The following is an 18,677-nucleotide window of genomic DNA, read 5'->3' as shown; positions in this document are numbered from 1 at the left end:
ATCGAACCGGTTCGGTTCGTAACAATCTTACTTGATCCAACACGTGTCAAGCCAAATTCGAGATCGCAGATTTAGAAATGCAAGCCCTGCAGAATAACCAGTTTGAGGCATGGATGTTGCGCCGATCAATAAAATCGGACATAACAATGCATTAGAACCGGTTCGACAGACATGACCACGATACGAGACGTAGCGCGCATTGCGGGGGTTTCCATCTCAACCGTCTCGCTCGCGCTCAACAGCCCGAAGCGGGTCGGCGCCGAGACGCTCGACCGCATCCAGCAGGCGATAAATTCGACGGGCTACCGCATCGACCCGGTGGCCCAGACGCTGGCGCGCGGACGCAGCTCGCTGATCGGTTTCGTTTCGGCCAATCTCGGCAACATGTTCTTCGGCGACATCCGCCGCGAGATCGAGCACCAGGCGCTCGATCACGGCTATTTCGTCCTGATCGCCGACTCCTCCGGCAGGGCCGACCTCGAGCGGGCGCTGCTGGAGCGGCTGGAGGCGCAGAAAATCGCTGGCATTGCGCTGGCGGCAAACGGGCGCGGCGAGGAATACGCCACGTTCCTGCGCGACTTCAAGACGCCGATCGTGATGTTCGACCAGAAGGTGGAGGGTGCAGAGCGCGATTTCGTCGGCTCCGACAATCCGCTGACCACCACCATCCTGACGGAACACCTGCTGCAGCTCGGCCACCGGCGTATCGGCTTCATCTCCGGGCCCTCCGGCCTGCACACCGCCGACGAGCGCCTGAAAGGCTTTCTGAACACGATGACCGGCGCCGGTGTGGAGATCGACCCTTCGCTGGTGGTCGAAGGCGGCTACACCAGGACCGGCGGCCATGCGCAGGCGATGCGGCTGCTGACCCGCCGCGACCGGCCGACCGCCATCATCGGCGCCAACAACATGACTGGCCTGGCCGCACTGCAGGTGATGCAGGAGATGGGTTTCCGCTGCCCTGACGACGTGTCGCTGGCGATGGTCGACGACGTGCCCTGGAGTAATGTCATCACGCCGCGCATCACCATGGTGGTGCAGGATGCGCAGAAGCTCGGGGAATTGGCGGCACAACGTCTGCTGACAAGAATAGCAAGTCCGGAGGGCGCCGCCGCGCCGCCTGAGGATTTCATCCTGACGCCGAGATTCGTGCGCGGGGAATCGACCAGGCGGCTGTGAGGGCTTCTACCGATCTTCCCTCGTATGCCAAAGCCGCAATACATAGATTGTCGACTGCTGGATTTCGTAGCGGAGCTCGTAACGGCCGACGAGAATGCGGCGAACCTCTCGAGGATCAAACTCCTCGAGTCGCTCGCCGAGACGTGGCTGCTCAAGCAGCCGCGCAGGGGCTGCCGTCAGCGCCTGTACGGTTCGGGCCGCAGCCCGCCGGTCGACCGGAGAGAGAAAGTCGTATAAGCGGGTAACATCCGAAACCGCTTTGCTCGTCCATTTGACTTCCATCACCGGGGCAAGGAAAACGGCTCGTCACTGTCAAGACTATCAGCCCAGGCCTGAACAGCCTGGTGATCGACAACGTTTCCACTATCCACGTCGGCCAACGCCTCAAGCGTCAAACGCCGACGCTCCTCTTCCTGGTCGATCCATGCAGTCAGTGCCTGCTTGACGATCCAGCCGCGCGAGCGTTCGAGCCGCGACGCAAGTTGATCGACCTTCTGCGCAAGCGGCAGTGGAACATGGGCAGTCAGAACTTTGGTCTCCATCGAAAACTCCTTGTCAATCACTTATAATCATAGCGATTAATTCTGATTATATCCAGTCATCTATATCTCAGAAAAGCTCGAAACATGTCGGCGGACTGACGGAATGCCGAGAGTTTGCGATAAAGCGCAGCGGCTGATCTCCAAGTAAAAACCGCCAAGGAACAAGCCCGACTGCCGCGACCATTGAAAGAGCTCGAAATTTGTCATACATGTGTGATGAATCATGAGTTTCGCAGTGCCGCGCGTTTTGACGGCATTCGGATCAAAGCCGATGCGGGGGCAGGCGTGGCTATGCAGATGAAGGATCGCAGCAAAGGCTCCGGGTCGCTGGTCTCACAGGTCGGCGAAAGCCTTCGGCAAGCCATATTGAGCGGCCAGTATTCTGCCGGCGACAAGCTTCCGAGCGAGCATGAACTGACCGAAACGCATAGCGTCAGCCGGACCGTCGTGCGCGAGGCGGTGGCCGCGCTTCGCTCCGACGGGCTTGTCGAGGTGCGCCAGGGGGCGGGCATCTTCGTCCTCGGCGCCGATCCGGCTGTCTCCGCTGGGAAAGCCGACAAGGCCCGCGTTGTTTCCGATCTGGAAGTGCTCGAGATCAGAACGCCTGTCGAAATCGAAGCTGCCGGTCTTGCGGCCTTGCGCCGCTCGCCCGCGCAGGAGGAGGCGATTTTCGAATGCCACCGGAAAATTCTCCAGTGCATCGAGAGCGACCAATCCATTCGCGAGGCCGATCTCGAACTCCATGCCGCCATCGCCGAAGCCACGAACAATCCGCTGTTCCGGCAGTTCCTGGAGTCCCAGGGCTCGGCGATCATCCCGCAGTCCAGGCTGGTCCCGGAAACAAGGACAGCCGAACAGACTGCTTACCGAAAGCTGATCCACAGAGAGCACGAGGCGATCGTCGTCGCCATTTCCGACAGGGACGATCAGGCCGCCCGAAATGCGATGCGCGAGCATCTGGTCGGCAGCCAGGCAAGGTACCGCAACCTGCTGAGGGATCTGCGAAGCTTTACCAGCTGATAGTCGGCCCAGGAACTGTCTGAAAGCGCCCGTAGCGATTGGCGCGAATTGTCCGCTATTTGTCCGGCGCGCGCATTTTCCCGTGCCATCAAATTGCCGAATATGGCTTCATGATCAACCGCCATGGAGCAAAAAATGTCCGGCCATGATACTGTCCTTCTCGTTATCGACGCCCAAGAGTCTTTCAGACAACGCGATTACTGGGATGAAAACCTGGCATCCGCCTACATCGATCGTCAGCAGGCGTTGATCGACGGCGCGGAAGCCGACGGAATACCCGTCGTCCAGATCTTCCATGTCGATGAAACCGCACCGTTTTCCGAGGCATCCGGGTTCGTCAGGACACTCGCGCCGCTCAGGATCGCGCCGAAGGCCACATTCAGGAAAAACCGCCATAGCGCCTTGGTCGGTTCGGGTCTCGACGTGTGGCTGACCGAGAACGGCGTCCGTCGTCTCCTGGTCTCCGGCATCCGCACCGAACAGTGCTGCGAGACCACCACCCGCCATGCCTCCGATCTCGGCTATCAAGTCGACTATGTCGGCGAAGCGACCCTGACCTTCCCGATGACCGACGCCACTGGGCGCACCTGGAGTGCGAGAGAAATTCGGGACCGGACCGAACTGGTCCTGTCAGGCCGTTTCGCTCGGATCGCGACCGTCGAACAGGCCCTGGCGGGGCGTGAAAAGCCACTCGCCGCATGACAGACGCCGCGCAGCCCTTCGATATTCCGGTCTTCGTCGTCGTGCCGCCGCGCGTGCTGCTGCTCGACGTGGCCGGTCCGATCGAAGTGCTGCGCAAGGCAAACCTCGAACAGCCCACAGTGCGCTTCACCGTCACCTATATCGGCCCGTCGGCGACGGTCGGCAGCTCGATCGGCATTGCCGTTACGGGCGTCGCAGCATTGCCGGAATGCTTGCCCGATAGCGCGCTTGTCGTCATTGCCGGCAGCACCGACGTTCCGATGGAAAGCAGCCATCGGCGGGACGAACAGGAACGCGCCGACCAGGCTGCCATTGTCGCATGGCTGCAGCGCGCCATTCGTCCAGGAATTCGACTGGTCTCGATCTGCTCGGGCGCATTGCTCGCTGCCGAGGCCGGAATGCTCGACGGCCGCGAGTGCACCACCCATCACGGCTGCATGGAAGATCTGATCCGGCTCGCGCCGACGGCGCGCGTCCGGGACAACCGGCTCTATGTCGAGGATGGAGACCGCCTCACCAGCGCCGGCATCACCGCCGGCATAGACCTCATGTTGCATATCGTCGCCGAAGCGGCGGGACATGCCTGTGCGCTTGCGGTGGCGCGATACCTTGTCGTCTATCTCAGGCGCGGCGGCTCGGATCCGCAACTTTCGCCCTGGCTCGAAGGTCGCAACCATATCCACCCGGTCATTCATCGTGCGCAGGATGCAGTGGTCGGCGACCCCTCTCGGGACTGGTCGGTGGCATTGCTCGCCCGCCTCAGCGGCGCCAGCCCGCGCAACCTTTCACGGCTGTTCAACGAGCAGACGGGCATGAGCGTTACGGATTTCGTCAACCGTATGCGCGTGGCTCTTGCCCGCGAGATGCTCGCCGGTTCGCGACTGGACATGGAGGCCGTCGCCATGCGCGCCGGCTTCGGCTCGGCGCGGCAGCTGCGCCGAGCCTGGAATCGTCTGAATGATGGCCCGCCGAGCACGGCACGGTCGCGGCTGCAGCTGAAAGCTAGTTGAAAGCTTCGACGTCATAGGAAGGGGCAGCATCGTGGAGGAGACACGGGTCAAGGGTGGCGAGACGACGATGCGAGCAAACCACAGGAGGAGATTTCCATGCGTTCTTCACGCAGCCTTTTTCACACCGTCGCCTTTTCGACGCTTCTCGCCGCAGCATCTTTCGCTACGAGCGCCGCAAACGCAGCCGACAAGATCACCATCATGGTCGGCGGTTATGAGAAGCAGATCTATCTGCCCGCCAAACTTGCCGAATCGCTCGGTTATTTCAAGGACGAGGGTCTCGACGTCGAGCTCTTGAACGAAGCCGCCGGCGTCGATGCTGAAAACCAGCTTCTGGCCGGCGCCGTCCAGGGCGTGGTCGGCTTCTACGACCACTGTGTGGACCTGCAGGCCAAAGGCAAATTCGTCGAATCCATCGTCCAGTTCAGCCAGGCGCCGGGCGAAGTCGAGATGGTCTCGAGCAAACATCCCGACATCAAGTCGCCGGCCGACTTCAAGGGCAAGAGCCTCGGCGTCACCGGTCTCGGCTCGTCCACCAACTTCCTGACCCTCTTCATGGCCTCGAAGGCCGGCCTGAAGCCCGGCGACGTCGTGACGGTTCCCGTCGGCGCCGGCGGCACCTTCATCGCCGCCATGCAACAGGACCAGATCCAGGCCGGCATGACCACCGAGCCGACCATCTCACGCATGGTCAAAACAGGCGAGGCGAGTGTGCTCGTCGACATGCGCACGGTCGAGTCGACCCGTCAGGCGCTCGGCGGCACCTATCCGGCCGCATCGCTCTACATGGAGGCCTCCTGGGTCGACGCGCACAAGGAAGAGGCACAGAAGCTCGCCAACGCCTTCGTCAAGACGCTGCGCTATATCAACACGCATTCCGCCGCCGAGATCGCCGACAAGATGCCGAAGGACTTCTACGTCGGCGACAAGGACGGCTACATCAAGGCTCTCGACGAGGGCAAGGGCATGTTCACGCCCGATGGCGTCATGCCGGAAGACGGTCCAAAAACCGTGCTTGCCGTGCTCTCGGAGTTCTCCAAGAACGTCAAGGGCAAGCAGATCGACTTGTCCAAGACCTACACAACGGAATTCGTCAAGAACGTCAAGTAAGGCGTCGCGCCGCTTCCGGCACCAACCGGAAGCGGCCTCCCGATCGATCCATGGGCATTGCGTGCACGCGCCCAAAGGCACGCTTCAGGTATCATCATGCAACATGACAACAACCAGATTCCGGCAATCGAGCTGATCAATGTCAGCCGCCGCTTCGTCTCACCGACCGGCAAGTCCCTTACCGCCTTGCGCGATTTCAACATGACCGTCGCCCGCGGAGAGTTTGTCGCCGTCGTCGGTCCTACCGGCTGCGGCAAATCGACGACCCTCAACCTCGTGACGGGTCTTGCACGCCCGAGCGCCGGCGAAGTCCGGCTGATGGGCGGCCCGATCACCGGCATCGACCCGCGTGTCGGCTTCGCATTCCAGACCGACGCGCTCTTTCCCTGGAAAAACGTCATCGACAACGTCATGGCCGGCCCGCTGTTTCGCGGCAAGTCGCGCACTGAAGCGGAAAAGAGCGCACGCGACTGGCTGGCCCGCGTCGGCCTTTCGAAGTTTGTCCATCACTATCCCCACCAGCTTTCCGGCGGCATGCGCAAGCGCGTCTCGCTGGCACAGACCTTCATCAACGAGCCGGAAATTCTGCTGATGGACGAGCCTTTCTCGGCCCTCGACGTCCAGACCCGCACCGTCATGCATGAAGAGCTGTTGAAGCTGTGGGCGGAGCGAAAGGCCTCGGTGGTGTTCGTGACCCATGATCTCGAAGAGGCTGTCGCGCTCGCCGACAAGGTCTATGTCCTGACCGCCGGCCCCGCGACGGTCAAGTCGGTCTATACGATCGATCTGCCGCGCCCGCGCGTCGTGTCGGAAATCCGCTACGAGCAGAGCTTCATCGACTATTGCAAGACGATCTGGGAAGACCTCCGCGAGGAGGTGGAGACCAGCTACCGGCGCGCGAGCGAAGCGGCCTGAGGGAGGATATCATGGCACACACCACTCTTGAGGCCGGTTCGGCCACCCTGTTTCGGCCGGGCACGTCGGACTCGGAAATCGAGGCGTCGGCGCTGAAGGCGATGCGCCGGCGCAACACCGCGGTGCGCTTCTGGCAGATTGCCATCCTGGTCTTCGTGATCGGCATGTGGGAGCTGTCTTCCAACATGCAGTGGATCGACCCGTTCTTCTATTCGAGCCCGAGCGGCGTCGTTGAGCGCCTCTACGAATGGGCGACCGAAGGCACCACGGAAGGTTCGCTCTGGTATAATCTATGGGTGACGATGGAGGAGGCCTTGATCGGCTTCTTCGCGGGCTCGATCACCGGCGTCTTCGTCGGCATCGGTCTTGGCCGCAACCGCTTCCTGTCGGACATCTTCTCCGTCTACATCAAGGCGATCAACTCGATCCCGCGCGTCGTTCTCGCCCCGATCTTCATCATGATCATGGGTCTCGGCCTGCCGTCCAAGGTTGCTCTCGCCTTCATCATGGTGTTCTTCGTGGTGTTTGCCAACGCCTTCCAGGGCGTGCGCGAGGCCGACCGCAACATGATCGCCAATGCGCGCATCCTTGGCGCCTCGGACTGGCAGGTCACCCGCACGGTGGTCATCCCCTCGGCGATGAGCTGGATCTTCGCAAGTCTGCACGTCTCCTTTGGTTTCGCGATCATCGGCGCAATCGTCGGCGAATTCGTCGGTGCCCGGTTCGGCATCGGCCAGCTGATTTCGATCGCCAAGGGTACGTTCGATGCCGCCGGCATGTTCGCGGCAATCCTCCTCGTCATGGTCGTCACGCTTTTCGCCGAATATATCATGACGCTGATCGAGAACCGCCTGGCGAAGTGGCGCCCGCAGCAGCATCTCGATACGCAGTGATCCAATCCGACCTCCTCCCAAGGCAGATCGAACAGGAGGCCGGGTGCATGCCCGGCCTTCTGTCATTTGATGCACTTGAGGTTTAAGCAAGCGGAAGCCGCACCGTCACGACCAGCCCACTGCCTTCCGCGTCATCGAGCGAGACTGAGCCTCCGGCGCCTTCGACAACCTCCCGCACGATCGCAAGCCCCAGACCGCTCCCCTCGGCTTCGGTCCCCATAATCCGGTAGAAGCGTTCGAAAACCTGCTCGCGCTCGCCGATCGGAATACCCGGTCCGTCGTCCTCGACGGTGACGACGGCGTTGCCGTTCGCCTGGCCGATCGCGACGGTCACCCGTCCATTGGCACAGGTATAGCGTATGGCGTTGTCTATGAGGTTGACCAGCATCTCGCGCAGCATCGTCCCATCGCCTTCGACGATGACCGGTCGGTCCGCTTCCAGTCCGAGATCGATGTTGCGCTTGAGCGCCTCTTCGGCATGCGCTTCCAGGATCTCGCGGGCAGCCTTGCTGAGATCGGTCGTATCGCTGCGCGGACGGCGGCTTCCGGGCTCGGCCCGTGACAAGGTGAGGAGCTGGCTGGCAAGACGCGAAATCTGCTTCGTGCTGGTGCGAAGGGCGAAAAGCGCCTCGTCGCGGCGAGCCGCATCGGCTTCGCGGGCTGCCACGCTCGCCTGCGTCGAAATCAGCGCGAGCGGCGTTCTGAGTTGATGCGCGGCATTCGATACGAAGCGTCGCTGTGCGGCCATCTGGTTCTGGACGCGCTCCATATGGTCGTTCAGGGCATGAACGAGCGGTCGCAGTTCGCTCTGCACCATCTCGGGCGGCAGCGGATCGAGACGGTTGCGCCCGCGCTGGCGCACGGCGTCCCGCAGTCTCAGAGCCGGCGCCAAGCCCCGCTGAAGCCCGAGGATGGTCACCAGGCTTGCGACGAAGACGAGCACGAACTGCTTCGAAAAATCCGAAAGCCATAGCTGCCTTCGCATCGCATACTGGCTGTTATGCGTCACGGCGACGGTGACGGAGATCGTGCCGTCATCGGGAAGGCCGACGACAGGATGGTCGAGCATCAGGACGCGCACATCGGCACCATGGAACGCACGATCCTCGCCCGCCCGCTGTACGGCTGGCAACGGCAGGTCGGGAAGACCGCTCACCAGACTGCCCCATACAGTGATGACCTGGTAAAATACCCGGTCGCCGAAGCCCGTATCGAACATCTCCAGCGCGGAAGGCGGCACGTCCACCTGAACATTGCCGCCCTCATCGACGCGGACGGCTTCAGCAATGACGCGGGCCGAGGCCAGAAGCGTTCGATCCGTCACCAGTTTTGCTGTCGCATCCGCCGTCCAGAAGCTGTCGTAAAGATTGAAACCGATCGCGCCGAAGAGAGTGAGCAGCACCCAGCAGAGCAGCTGTACCCTCAGGCTCTGGCTGAGCCGCGCGATCGTGGCGCCCAGCTTTGTGATGAGGCTACTGGACATGTCGGAGGAGATAACCGAGCCCGCGCAACGTCGCTATCTGAACCGAACTGCTCTCGAGCTTCTTTCGCAGCCTGTGGATGTAGATTTCGATAGCGCTCGGATCCGCCTCGTCGTCGAAACCGAACACACTTTCGGAAAGAGCGGCTTTCGAGATCGTGTTGCCGAGCTTCATGACAAGCTGTTCAAGAACGGCATATTCACGCGGCGTCAGTTGCAGCGGTTCGCCTGCGACGAAAAACTGCCGCGTTCCACCGGAGAAGCGCAGATTGCCGACGGTGATCTCGGAGGATGCCCGATCCTGACCGCGGCGAACCACCGCACGGATCCTCGCCTCGAGTTCGGCGATTTCGAAGGGCTTGGCGAGATAGTCGTCGGCACCGCTGTCGAGCCCCGCCACACGACCGTCCAGGCTCGCATTCGCAGTCAAGATGATGACCGGCAGCTTGTTTCCGGACCGCCGCAATCGTTTCAAGAGCGTCAAGCCATCAAGCTTGGGCAGCGCCAGGTCGAGGATCATCGCGGCATACTCCGCCACCTTGAGCATGTGCTCCGCATCCTCGCCATCGTGGGCAATATCGATAGCATATTGCGCCTGTCGCAGGGCTTTCCCCAGCCAGGCCGCCAGATCCTTGTTGTCCTCCACCACAAGCAGTCGCATCCGACCTCCTTAGCATGTGCAGAGTGCTTGGCGGAAGCGCATCCGTGGGGTCATAAGTTGAGAGGAAGAGCGGCCGGCTCTGGTTTATCTTCGGCCGCAACTGCGACGTCCCGATCGACGGCGCCCGGCACTTCCGTTCCCCAGATCTCGATCTGGGTCAGCGCCGGAAAGGGCGAGGCATCCTCGGCCTTGATCAGCCCATGCAATTCCACCCATTCGACGATACAGGGTTCTATGGAAAAGCTCTGAGCAACACCCGATTTCACCAAGGGAAAGCGGGAGGTCCTGCCGTTCGAGAAAGTGACGCTGGCCTCATTCCACCAAGAATCATGCGGGAAATCGGCCCGGAGATAGAAGACGATCTCGTCAATGCTGACCGGCCGGCCGAATTCCAGCTTCAGCGCCGCCTGCGGATCGCGATTGATGCCCCAGCTCGTATAGGGCCAGAAGCCGTGATCGTCGTTGGCCTTTTCGCCGTCGATCGCGTTGCGCGCGGCAAAGGCCGCTTCGCCCCGGGTCTCCACATTGGCGCGCGCATGCGGAAACAGCGCCCGGTTGGCATGATCGTCCCAGGGGTTCAGAGCGAGATTACGGCGTTGCACGATCTCGTCGGGGCGCGCGCTTCGCGCCGAAAGCCGGTGGAGATCACCCCGGAAGGCATTCGGCGAATAGGGCTTGCGCTTGTCGCCGAAGGGCACGGCGAGGGCATAGGCGCATTCCTTCATATAGACCAGGCCGGGTTGGATCGCGCCATCGAGGGCGAGGAAGACATGTCCAGGCTCGGAGACCTCCAAGACCACGCGATCGCCTTCGCGATAGCTCTGTCGATAGACCAGGAAGGTCTCGTCCCGCCCTGTGGAGCTTGCCAGCACCAGCCCATCGGCATCCACGATCTTCAGCGTCAATTCCATGCTCGCCTTCCTCATACGATCCGCAATCTCAGAACCCTGCCGGCGAACGGCACGCGCAGCCGGTAGATTTTCCCGGGCCAGGCCGATCTCAGCCGGGCGTCCTCCACGTCGATTTCGTCGATTTCGATCTCGCCACCGCCATCGACGAAGATGCTGCCGAGATCGGCGAGATCGATCCTGTCCGGGACGACGGTCGGCGCCAGGCACGTCATCAGCGACAGCACCGCCGGCTTGCCGCCGTCATAGCTGTCGACGATCTCGACATGGCGGCCGCGCAGCAGGGAAACGATGCGCCGGTAGCTGTGCAGCTCTGCTTCGGCGGGATAGGCGCCTGCTATATCGAGCGATATGCGCGCGCGCTCCTCGTCAAACCCGACCTCGACGTCTCGCGCGCCGAATGTGTCGCCGGCCGACTGCATGACGCCTGCGAATGTCGGCAGGTTGTGGAACGCCGATTGCATCGTCCAGATCTCGTAGCGCCGCGCCGAAAAGGTCTTTGCGGTATAGGTCTCGACACCGACATCGATCAGGAACGGGCGCCCATTCTTGTAGAGCGTCACGCTTCCGACATCGTTGTGATTGTGGCCCTCGCCATTGTTGCCGCCCTTGACGGCGAGCGAAAACTGCTCGTCGCGGGCGATGAACAGGCCAATGCCGGGATAAAACATATCGCGTCGGGACGCAGGATGCGGCGGGGCGGCATCGGGAAGCGTCGGGCCGATCAGCACTTCCTGCACGCGATACCAGAGGTTCCATTCTCCGGGCAGGTGCGAGCTTCCGGAGGCCGCCCTATCGGCCGCGGCGAACTCAGCCAGCACCTGCGAACCGACCGCCTGTCCGAACAGATATTCCCGCACACTGCAGGGTTCGACCACCGCGGAGGAATCGGCGAAGTTGAAATAATAGCGGCCGGCCACATGCATATGGGCGATATATTCAGCCATGCTGCGGATTTTCGGCTGTTGCCAGAGCTTGCCGAACAGGCCCGGCGCCACGCCATCCAGAATGGTCAGCGCGCCATGCAGGCAGAGTGCTGCGTGGCGATAGTAGAGCACGCCTTCCTCGCAGGCCCCGTCCTCGGCATAGTCCTTCAGGAAAGCATCGAGGCTGCCGAGCGCCTTTTCGACAACAGCACGGCGCGCCGGCTGGTCGGTTTTCAGCGAGAAGACCGTCAACAGGACATTCTGGCTTATCCAGGCCGTCCAGTTGTTCATTCGCTCCTCGCCGCGGCCCATCCACCAGAAATGCCGGCCGAGATAGGGCGAGAGGATGCGGATCTGGATCTCGCGTTCCACCCGGGCGGTAATTTCGGGGCTGAAGCCGTCGAGCGCGTCGCCCAGCAAGGCGACGGCGGTGGCAAGCAGGGCCGCCGTTTCGGCGGCGAAGAGATCGACGACAGGCTGCGAATTGTCGGGAAGCGGCAGCCGCGCACCGCTTCGTTCATAGGCGTTGTGCGCCGGAAGCTGCCAGCCGCTCTCCTCGGCAATCAGGAAGATGCCGTCGACAATCCCAGGCAGGAACCGCGTCCTACCTTCGACGAGTTCGCCGAGCACCAGATTGTTGAGCATCCGGCGCCGCGCGAAATAAAGCTCCTCGAAGCGCGAGCGGTTGCCCGTTGCGGTGAACTCCCGGTAATCCGAGGCGGTGATGAGCGGAAAGGCGCGCGCAAGCGTCTCTTCGGCATCGCGAATGACCCGTTCCCGGACCGTCTGCGGCACGGAGTTCCATATGGCGCGATCTGAGCAAACCGACCCAGGCGTGAAATCGCCCAGCACATCCGGCAGCTCCCCTGAAATCTCGCTGAACATATCCCTCCCCGCACCGGAAAGCATTGATGAGCGTTTGGTCTGCATGCTCACCTATCATATGTATTTTGCGCTTTCTATTAAATTCGTATGACCTATTCAGAACTTGTTTGACCAGTATCGGAACTGTGCTATGTGGTTGCGAGAGGAAGAGGAGGCATCGGTGTCCATATCGAATTCGGCCATCGCTGGAGATGGCGCTCTGGCAACTTCCGGCAGGAAAGCCACCGTCTTGTCCAAGCGCCAGCGCAGGATACGCAGCGCGCTCGTCGCCTATTCCTTCATCGCGCCGAACTTCCTCGGCTTTGCCGTCTTCACGCTCGGCCCGATCCTGTTTGCCTTCGTGCTCGCCTTCATGCATTGGGACGGCTCGAATGCGATTACCTTCGCCGGCCTCGACAATTTCTGGCGACTTTTCGAGGACAAGGCCTTCATCGCGGCCTTCTGGAACACAGTCATCTATACGGTTGCCTCCGTGCCGGCGACGCTGCTCTGTGCGCTCGGCCTCGCCGTCCTCCTCAACCAGAAGATTGTCGGACGCGATTTCTTCCGCACGGCGATGTTCTTTCCCTATGTCGCCTCGCTGGTGGCCGTCGCGGTCGTCTGGAACATGATCTTCAATCCCGAAATGGGACCGGTGAACATGATCCTCTACACGCTGGGCCTCGATCCCAAGAACATGCCGGGATGGGCTGCCGATCGCCACTGGGCAATGGTGACGGTGATCCTGTTCGGCATCTGGAAGAACATGGGCTATTACATGGTCATCTATCTGGCCGGTCTGCAGGGCATCAATTCGGAGCTCTATGAGGCCGCCGATCTCGATGGCGCCAATTCCTGGCAGAAGTTCATCCATGTCACCGTGCCGCAGCTCGGACCGACGACTTTCTTCGTCACCGTCATGCTGACGATCCAGTCGTTCAAGGTCTTCGACCAGATCTACATGATCACTCAGGGCGGTCCCGGCACCTCGACCCTCGTCCTCGTCTACCACATCTACAACGAAGCCTTCATTTCCTGGGATCTCGGCTATTCCAGCATGGTTGCGCTCGTTCTGTTCTTCCTCGTGCTCGCCGTCACCGTCTTCCAGTTCCGGCGCCAGAGGGAGGACGAGGCATGAGGATCGCAGGACGCAGAGTCACCGCCAAAACGGTCCTCCTCTATGCCATCGTGATCACGGTCACGGTGGTCATGCTGATGCCCTTCGCCTGGATGCTCTCGGCATCCTTGAAGCTCAGCCGCGACGTCTTCGCCTTCCCCATCGAGTGGATACCGGCGGAGCCGCAATGGCAGAATTACGTGGATATCTGGACGAAGATCCCGCTCGCCCTCTTCATCTACAACACCTCGAAGCTGACGATCATCGTCACGCTGCTGCAGCTGCTGACCTCCAGCTTTGCCGCCTACGCCTTCGCCAAGCTGAATTTCCCCTACAAGAACACGCTGTTCCTCGGCTATATCGCCACCATCGCCATGCCCTGGCAGGTCTATATGGTGCCGCAATTCCTGCTGATGCGCGAATTCGGCCTCAACAACACCCATCTGGCGCTGATCTGCCTGCAGGCCTTTACCGCCTTCGGCGTCTTCCTGATGCGGCAGTTCTACATGTCGATCCCGACCGAGCTTTGCGAAGCGGCCCGCATCGATGGCATGAACGAGTACCAGATCTGGGCGCGCATCATGCTGCCGCTCTCCAAGCCGGCGCTCTCGACGCTGACGATCTTCACCTTCGTCACCACCTGGAACGATTTCCTCGGGCCGATGATCTATCTGACCAAGACCGAGCTGAAGACTGTCCAGATCGGCCTGCGCATGTTCATCTCGCAATATTCGGCCGAATACGGACTGATCATGGCGGCCTCCGTCGTCGCCCTCATTCCGGTCCTCATCGTCTTCCTCTCTCTCCAGCGCTTCTTCGTCGAGGGCATCGCCTCGACCGGACTGAAGGGTTAAATCCATGAACGCCGTTCCGTCCGTCGCCCCGCAACCGATCACCGACGAGGAAGCGAAAGCCGCGCTCGATCTTGCCGTCGCGCAGATCCGCCGCAACCTTCCTACTTTCACCTATGCTTCGCAGAACCATTCGAGTGTCGGGAATTTCTATCCGGCTGTGGCGAACACTCAATGGACCGCGGGCTTCTGGCCCGGCGAACTCTGGCTCGCCTTCGAGCATAGTGGCGATCCGGTCTTCCGACATGCGGCGCAGATCCAGGTCCAATCGTTCCTGCATCGGATCGTGAACCGCATCGAGACCGATCATCACGATATGGGCTTCCTCTATTCGCCGTCCTGCATCGCCGCCTGGAAGCTCGTCGGAGACGAGGATGGCCGCAGGGCCGCCTTGCTCGCCGCCGACCGGCTGATCGAGCGTTTCCAGCCCGTCGGCCAGTTCATCCAGGCATGGGGCCGCAAGGGGGTGGCGGAAGAATACCGCTATATCATCGACTGCCTGCTGAACCTGCCGCTTCTCTATTGGGCAAGCCGCGAGACCGGCGATCCGAAATACCGCGAGATCGCTCTCACCCACGCCCGCACCACGCTCGCCAATTCGGTCCGGCCGGATGATTCCACCTACCACACCTTCTACATGGACCCGGTCACCGGAGCGCCGGTGCGCGGCGCGACCAAGCAGGGCTACCGGGACGACAGCGCCTGGGCGCGCGGACAGGCCTGGGCAATCTCGGGGATGGCGCTCTCCTATCGCTATGAGCGGATCGAGGAATATCGCCAAACCTTCGACCGGCTGCTTGCCTTCTATCTCAACCGGCTGCCGGCCGACATGGTGCCCTATTGGGATCTCGTCTTTTCCGACGGCGACGGCGAGCCGCGCGACAGCTCGTCGGCCTCGATCGCCGCCTGCGGTCTTCTGGAGATGGCCGATCTCGTCGAACCGGAGCCGGCCGAGCGTTATCGCATACTGGCGCGGCGCATGATGAAGAGCCTTGCCGATCACTATGCGGTCAAGGATCCCACCGTCTCGAACGGCCTGGTGCTGCACGCCACCTATTCGAAGAAATCGCCCTTCAACACCTGCCGCGGCGAGGGCGTCGATGAATGCGTCTCCTGGGGAGACTATTATTACATGGAAGCTTTGACGCGCCTTTCGCGCAGCTGGTCTTCCTATTGGTGAATTCAGGAGAACCCGATGGCCAGCATTTCGCTTAAAGAGCTGAACAAGAGCTACGGTGCGCTTACCGTCGTCCACGACATCGACCTCGAGATCGCAGACAAGGAATTCATCATCCTGGTCGGCCCCTCCGGCTGCGGCAAATCGACGACGCTGCGGATGATCGCCGGCCTCGAAGAAATATCGGGAGGAGAGCTCAAGATCGGCGGCGACGTCATGAACGACGTTCCTTCCAAGGATCGGGATATCGCCATGGTCTTCCAGAATTATGCGCTCTACCCGCATATGACCGTCTACAAGAACATGGCATTCGGCCTCCAGCTCAGGAAGGTGTCGCGCGATTACATCGATGCCCAGGTGCAGGATGCCGCCAGGATCCTCGACATCAGTCATCTCCTGAACCGCAAGCCGAAGGCGCTTTCGGGCGGCCAGCGCCAGCGCGTCGCCCTCGGCCGCGCCATGGTGCGCAATCCCGCCGTCTTCCTTCTTGACGAGCCGCTTTCCAATCTCGATGCCAAGCTGCGCGGCACGATGCGCTCCGAAATCACCAAGCTGCACAAGCGCCTCAATGCCACCTTCATCTATGTCACCCACGATCAGGTGGAGGCCATGACCATGGCGGACCGGATCGTCGTCATGAAGGACGGGCATATCCAGCAGGTCGACACACCGCAGAACCTCTATGACCGCCCCGTCAACATGTTCGTCGCCGGCTTCATCGGCGCGCCGCAGATGAACATGCTGCCCTCGACCATCCTGCGCCGTGGCGAAGGCTACGTCGCCGTCTTCGACGGCCGGGAACTGCCGCTGCCTGCCCATTTCGACCAGAACAGGATCGCTCCTTACGAAGGCCGCGAACTGGTGCTCGGCATCCGCCCCGAGAATTTCCACGAACTGCCGCCGGCCGACATCGCACCGGAGAACCTGGCGCCCCTCAAGGCGGTCGTCGAGCTTGCCGAACCCATGGGCTCTGAAGTGCACCTGAACATGGTGGCGGGCGGACGCAATCTCATCGCCCGCGTCTCGCCGCGCTACCGGCCTGATATCGGCGAGGAGGCGACGCTGGTCGCCGATATGACCAACGCGCAGCTGTTCGACAAGGAAACGGAACGTTCGATTCTATACTGAGGCGCCTGCGGGAGACGGCTATGCAGTGGTTGCGGGAGATGTGGACGAGGGAGGGACCGGGCATTCCGAAGGATGCTCCGAAGAAGACCGGCCTTGCGCTGTTCGCCGAGATCCTCGTCCGCGAATGGTGGGAGATGGTCAAGCTCAACATCCTGTTCATCCTGGCCTCGCTCCTCGTGGTGACGCTACCGGCAGCCCTGGTCGCCATGGCCCGGGTCTCGGTGACCTTTGTGGAAGATCGCAACACCTACCTGCTGCGGGACTTCACCGAAGCTTTTCTGCGCTATTTCTGGCGCGCCACCGCTTGGGGGCTGGTGCTCGCGGGCGGGCTTGCAATCGGCATCCATGCGATCGTTGCCTATACCGCCGGCGCGCGCGACAACCTGCTGCTGAGCGTGCCGCTGGCGATTGCCCTCGTCGCCACCGCCTTCGTCACCGTTCTCGCCTGCCATCTCATCATTCTGATGGTGATGCGCGATCTGCCGGCTTCCAGGCTGCTGCGCCTCGCCGCGCTCGCCTCCATCATCCGTCCGCTCCCGGCGCTTGCAGCGCTCGCCTTCGTTGCAAGCCTCTGGCTGGCGCATATCCTCTTCTATCCGGTTTCCGTGTTCATGCCGGCAACCTTCAATTTTTCACTCGGAATGTTCGCCGTCGTATTCGGCGCCCATCGGGCGGCGGTGATGGTTCTCGAGCTGCCGCCGTACCGCAAACCGCATGCACGAAACGCTTCATAAATAACTGATCCAGAGATGATCCAGGGAAGGAGAACGGGAATGTATTTGGATAAATTTGGGAGGACGATGAAACTCGCCTTGGCGGGTTTCAGCTTGGCTGCAACGACGGCCGGGGCAGCATTTGCCCAGGACGCCGTGACGCTCAAATGGGCTTTGTGGGACTGGGACAAGACTGCCTATTACAAGCCGCTGATCGAGGCCTATCAGGCCAAACACCCCAACGTGAAATTCGAGCCGATGGACCTCGGCTCGCAGGACTATCAGCAGATGATCTCGACGCAGCTGACCGGCGGCTCCAAGGACATCGACATCGTCACCATCAAGGACGTGCCGGGCTACACCAATCTGGTGCGCGCCGGCAACATCGCCGATCTCAGCAGCTTCGTGAAGGATCAGAAGATCGACCCGGCTCCCTATGGCGGCCTGATCGAGGAACTGACCATAGACGGCAAGATCTATTCGCTGCCGTTCCGCTCCGACTTCTGGATCGTCTATTACAACAAGGACATATTCGACAAAGCCGGCGTGCCCTACCCCACGAATGACATGACCTGGGCACAATTCGACGCGACCGCCGAGAAGCTTACGGGTGGCATGGGTACCAACAAGACCTACGGCGCGCTCCTGCATACCTGGCGGTCGACCGTCCAGCTGCCCGGCGTCCTCGACGGAAAACACACATTGGTCGACGGTGAGTATGACTTCCTGAAGCCCTGGTACGAGAGGGCGCTGACCCTACAGAAGGATGGCGCGATTCCCTCCTACGCCTTCCTGAAGACGTCGAATACGCATTATTCGGCGCTCTTCTTCAACGGTACGATCGGCATGCTGCCGATGGGAACCTGGTTCGTCGGCACCCAGATCACCAAGGTGAAATCAGGTGAATCGAAGAGCAAGAACTGGGGCATCGTGAAGTTCCCGCATCCCGACGGCGTCGCGGCCGGCACGACGGCCGCCCAGATTTCCGGCCTGGCGGTCAACGCCAATTCCGACCACAAGGATGCCGCACTCGATTTCATCAAGTTCGTCACCGGTCCCGAGGGTGCGGCCGTTATCGCGTCGACGGGCACGTTCCCCGCGCTCAAGACGGATGACGTCAGCGCCACGATCGCGGCAACGCCCGGCTTCCCGCAGGACGAGGCCAGCAAGGCGGCGCTGAAGCCGACGAAAACCTACCTGGAGATGGCGGTCAACCCGAACGCCGCCAAGATCGAGGTCGTGCTCAACCGTGCGCATGACGCAATCATGACCGACAACACGTCCGTCGACGACGGGTTGAAGGAAATGACCGACGGCGTGAAGGCCATCAAGTAGACGTCAAGAAATGTCGACGGGCGCGGGCCAAATATGCCCCCGGCCGATCCAGTTTTTGATTAATATAGTGCCGGCCAATGATATATTATGCCGCCCGCGGCCAACCGCGCTTAGGCCATCCCCTGAAGTCCCGCGACGACCACGCC

The 18,677-nt window shown here is 61.4% G+C and carries 19 protein-coding genes; 13 read left to right on the top strand and 6 right to left on the bottom strand.

Going from position 1 to position 18,677, the window contains the following annotated elements:
- Positions 1 to 171: 171 nt before the first annotated feature.
- Positions 172 to 1,179 (top strand): LacI family DNA-binding transcriptional regulator, encoded by a 1,008-nt coding sequence (locus ACMUVN_RS21030; protein ID WP_029733074.1) that lies wholly within the window; start codon positions 172 to 174, stop codon positions 1,177 to 1,179.
- A 6-nt stretch (positions 1,180 to 1,185) separates the two neighbouring features.
- Here ACMUVN_RS21030 and ACMUVN_RS21025 read toward each other — a convergent pair whose 3' ends face one another.
- Positions 1,186 to 1,461, bottom strand: a complete 276-nt coding sequence (locus ACMUVN_RS21025; protein ID WP_029733073.1) for a type II toxin-antitoxin system RelE/ParE family toxin — start codon at positions 1,459 to 1,461, stop codon at positions 1,186 to 1,188.
- The gene (locus tag ACMUVN_RS21020; RefSeq protein WP_029733072.1) at positions 1,461 to 1,721 is read right to left on the bottom strand and encodes a CopG family ribbon-helix-helix protein; all 261 of its coding nucleotides are present in this window, start codon (positions 1,719 to 1,721) and stop codon (positions 1,461 to 1,463) included. The genes ACMUVN_RS21025 and ACMUVN_RS21020 overlap by 1 nt, the downstream gene beginning before the upstream one ends.
- 291 nt (positions 1,722 to 2,012) lie before the next feature.
- On the opposite strand from ACMUVN_RS21020, the gene ACMUVN_RS21015 reads away from it, so the two are divergent.
- From ACMUVN_RS21015 to ACMUVN_RS20990, 6 genes are all read left to right on the top strand, one after another.
- Positions 2,013 to 2,741, top strand: a complete 729-nt coding sequence (locus ACMUVN_RS21015; RefSeq protein WP_097543806.1) for a FadR/GntR family transcriptional regulator — start codon at positions 2,013 to 2,015, stop codon at positions 2,739 to 2,741.
- A 123-nt stretch (positions 2,742 to 2,864) separates the two neighbouring features.
- Positions 2,865 to 3,443 (top strand): isochorismatase family protein, encoded by a 579-nt coding sequence (locus ACMUVN_RS21010; RefSeq protein WP_179867830.1) that lies wholly within the window; start codon positions 2,865 to 2,867, stop codon positions 3,441 to 3,443.
- On the top strand, positions 3,440 to 4,453 hold the full coding sequence (locus ACMUVN_RS21005; RefSeq protein ID WP_132575026.1) for a helix-turn-helix domain-containing protein: 1,014 nt from the start codon (positions 3,440 to 3,442) through the stop codon (positions 4,451 to 4,453). Before ACMUVN_RS21010 ends, ACMUVN_RS21005 begins: the two co-directional genes overlap by 4 nt.
- Before the next feature lie 96 nt (positions 4,454 to 4,549).
- Positions 4,550 to 5,563, top strand: a complete 1,014-nt coding sequence (locus ACMUVN_RS21000) for an ABC transporter substrate-binding protein (RefSeq protein ID WP_029733068.1) — start codon at positions 4,550 to 4,552, stop codon at positions 5,561 to 5,563.
- A gap of 96 nt (positions 5,564 to 5,659) precedes the next feature.
- Positions 5,660 to 6,478, top strand: a complete 819-nt coding sequence (locus ACMUVN_RS20995; RefSeq protein ID WP_029733067.1) for an ABC transporter ATP-binding protein — start codon at positions 5,660 to 5,662, stop codon at positions 6,476 to 6,478.
- Positions 6,479 to 6,489: 11 nt separating this feature from the next.
- The gene (locus tag ACMUVN_RS20990) at positions 6,490 to 7,371 is read left to right on the top strand and encodes an ABC transporter permease (RefSeq protein ID WP_029733066.1); all 882 of its coding nucleotides are present in this window, start codon (positions 6,490 to 6,492) and stop codon (positions 7,369 to 7,371) included.
- An 82-nt stretch (positions 7,372 to 7,453) separates the two neighbouring features.
- On the opposite strand, the gene ACMUVN_RS20985 is transcribed toward ACMUVN_RS20990, so the two are convergent.
- From ACMUVN_RS20985 to ACMUVN_RS20970, 4 genes are read right to left on the bottom strand one after another with little or no spacing between them, the layout of a single operon-like run.
- Positions 7,454 to 8,854, bottom strand: coding sequence for a sensor histidine kinase (locus ACMUVN_RS20985; RefSeq protein WP_029733065.1), 1,401 nt, complete (start codon positions 8,852 to 8,854; stop codon positions 7,454 to 7,456).
- The gene (locus tag ACMUVN_RS20980) at positions 8,844 to 9,512 is read right to left on the bottom strand and encodes a response regulator (protein WP_029733064.1); all 669 of its coding nucleotides are present in this window, start codon (positions 9,510 to 9,512) and stop codon (positions 8,844 to 8,846) included. Before ACMUVN_RS20980 ends, ACMUVN_RS20985 begins: the two co-directional genes overlap by 11 nt.
- Positions 9,513 to 9,562: 50 nt before the next feature.
- Positions 9,563 to 10,423, bottom strand: coding sequence for a hypothetical protein (locus ACMUVN_RS20975; RefSeq protein ID WP_025554787.1), 861 nt, complete (start codon positions 10,421 to 10,423; stop codon positions 9,563 to 9,565).
- An 11-nt stretch (positions 10,424 to 10,434) separates the two neighbouring features.
- Positions 10,435 to 12,231 (bottom strand): heparinase II/III domain-containing protein, encoded by a 1,797-nt coding sequence (locus tag ACMUVN_RS20970; protein WP_029733063.1) that lies wholly within the window; start codon positions 12,229 to 12,231, stop codon positions 10,435 to 10,437.
- A 130-nt stretch (positions 12,232 to 12,361) separates the two neighbouring features.
- Here ACMUVN_RS20970 and ACMUVN_RS20965 point away from each other — a divergent pair, with 130 nt between their 5' ends.
- From ACMUVN_RS20965 to ACMUVN_RS20940, 6 genes are read left to right on the top strand one after another with little or no spacing between them, the layout of a single operon-like run.
- Positions 12,362 to 13,348, top strand: coding sequence for a carbohydrate ABC transporter permease (locus ACMUVN_RS20965; protein WP_025554591.1), 987 nt, complete (start codon positions 12,362 to 12,364; stop codon positions 13,346 to 13,348).
- Positions 13,345 to 14,181: a carbohydrate ABC transporter permease gene (locus ACMUVN_RS20960; protein WP_025554593.1), complete on the top strand. Its 837-nt coding sequence runs from the start codon at positions 13,345 to 13,347 to the stop codon at positions 14,179 to 14,181. Before ACMUVN_RS20965 ends, ACMUVN_RS20960 begins: the two co-directional genes overlap by 4 nt.
- Before the next feature lie 4 nt (positions 14,182 to 14,185).
- Complete coding sequence (locus ACMUVN_RS20955) at positions 14,186 to 15,358, top strand: glycoside hydrolase family 88 protein (RefSeq protein ID WP_025554595.1); 1,173 nt, start codon at positions 14,186 to 14,188, stop codon at positions 15,356 to 15,358.
- Positions 15,359 to 15,373: 15 nt separating this feature from the next.
- On the top strand, positions 15,374 to 16,483 hold the full coding sequence (locus tag ACMUVN_RS20950) for an ABC transporter ATP-binding protein (RefSeq protein WP_025554597.1): 1,110 nt from the start codon (positions 15,374 to 15,376) through the stop codon (positions 16,481 to 16,483).
- A gap of 20 nt (positions 16,484 to 16,503) precedes the next feature.
- Complete coding sequence (locus ACMUVN_RS20945; protein ID WP_025554599.1) at positions 16,504 to 17,217, top strand: YesL family protein; 714 nt, start codon at positions 16,504 to 16,506, stop codon at positions 17,215 to 17,217.
- A gap of 39 nt (positions 17,218 to 17,256) precedes the next feature.
- The gene (locus ACMUVN_RS20940) at positions 17,257 to 18,531 is read left to right on the top strand and encodes an ABC transporter substrate-binding protein (protein ID WP_025554601.1); all 1,275 of its coding nucleotides are present in this window, start codon (positions 17,257 to 17,259) and stop codon (positions 18,529 to 18,531) included.
- The last annotated feature ends 146 nt before the right edge of the window (positions 18,532 to 18,677 follow it).

It is taken from the genome of Rhizobium sp. IY2 (assembly GCF_047532935.1).
Lineage (GTDB): Bacteria > Pseudomonadota > Alphaproteobacteria > Rhizobiales > Rhizobiaceae > Rhizobium > Rhizobium anhuiense.
Note: the sequence above shows the minus strand (reverse complement) of the source record. Positions and strands in the feature narration are given on the sequence as shown.

What these genes read in the sequence shown, in the direction of transcription:
- ACMUVN_RS21030 (WP_029733074.1), top strand. Translation starts at nt 172, where the DNA reads ATGACCACGATACGAGACGTAGCGCGCATTGCGGGGGTTTCCATCTCA.
- ACMUVN_RS21025 (WP_029733073.1), bottom strand. Translation starts at nt 1,461, where the DNA reads ATGGAAGTCAAATGGACGAGCAAAGCGGTTTCGGATGTTACCCGCTTA.
- ACMUVN_RS21020 (WP_029733072.1), bottom strand. Translation starts at nt 1,721, where the DNA reads ATGGAGACCAAAGTTCTGACTGCCCATGTTCCACTGCCGCTTGCGCAG.
- ACMUVN_RS21015 (WP_097543806.1), top strand. Translation starts at nt 2,013, where the DNA reads ATGCAGATGAAGGATCGCAGCAAAGGCTCCGGGTCGCTGGTCTCACAG.
- ACMUVN_RS21010 (WP_179867830.1), top strand. Translation starts at nt 2,865, where the DNA reads ATGGAGCAAAAAATGTCCGGCCATGATACTGTCCTTCTCGTTATCGAC.
- ACMUVN_RS21005 (WP_132575026.1), top strand. Translation starts at nt 3,440, where the DNA reads ATGACAGACGCCGCGCAGCCCTTCGATATTCCGGTCTTCGTCGTCGTG.
- ACMUVN_RS21000 (WP_029733068.1), top strand. Translation starts at nt 4,550, where the DNA reads ATGCGTTCTTCACGCAGCCTTTTTCACACCGTCGCCTTTTCGACGCTT.
- ACMUVN_RS20995 (WP_029733067.1), top strand. Translation starts at nt 5,660, where the DNA reads ATGCAACATGACAACAACCAGATTCCGGCAATCGAGCTGATCAATGTC.
- ACMUVN_RS20990 (WP_029733066.1), top strand. Translation starts at nt 6,490, where the DNA reads ATGGCACACACCACTCTTGAGGCCGGTTCGGCCACCCTGTTTCGGCCG.
- ACMUVN_RS20985 (WP_029733065.1), bottom strand. Translation starts at nt 8,854, where the DNA reads ATGTCCAGTAGCCTCATCACAAAGCTGGGCGCCACGATCGCGCGGCTC.
- ACMUVN_RS20980 (WP_029733064.1), bottom strand. Translation starts at nt 9,512, where the DNA reads ATGCGACTGCTTGTGGTGGAGGACAACAAGGATCTGGCGGCCTGGCTG.
- ACMUVN_RS20975 (WP_025554787.1), bottom strand. Translation starts at nt 10,423, where the DNA reads ATGGAATTGACGCTGAAGATCGTGGATGCCGATGGGCTGGTGCTGGCA.
- ACMUVN_RS20970 (WP_029733063.1), bottom strand. Translation starts at nt 12,231, where the DNA reads ATGTTCAGCGAGATTTCAGGGGAGCTGCCGGATGTGCTGGGCGATTTC.
- ACMUVN_RS20965 (WP_025554591.1), top strand. Translation starts at nt 12,362, where the DNA reads ATGTGGTTGCGAGAGGAAGAGGAGGCATCGGTGTCCATATCGAATTCG.
- ACMUVN_RS20960 (WP_025554593.1), top strand. Translation starts at nt 13,345, where the DNA reads ATGAGGATCGCAGGACGCAGAGTCACCGCCAAAACGGTCCTCCTCTAT.
- ACMUVN_RS20955 (WP_025554595.1), top strand. Translation starts at nt 14,186, where the DNA reads ATGAACGCCGTTCCGTCCGTCGCCCCGCAACCGATCACCGACGAGGAA.
- ACMUVN_RS20950 (WP_025554597.1), top strand. Translation starts at nt 15,374, where the DNA reads ATGGCCAGCATTTCGCTTAAAGAGCTGAACAAGAGCTACGGTGCGCTT.
- ACMUVN_RS20945 (WP_025554599.1), top strand. Translation starts at nt 16,504, where the DNA reads ATGCAGTGGTTGCGGGAGATGTGGACGAGGGAGGGACCGGGCATTCCG.
- ACMUVN_RS20940 (WP_025554601.1), top strand. Translation starts at nt 17,257, where the DNA reads ATGTATTTGGATAAATTTGGGAGGACGATGAAACTCGCCTTGGCGGGT.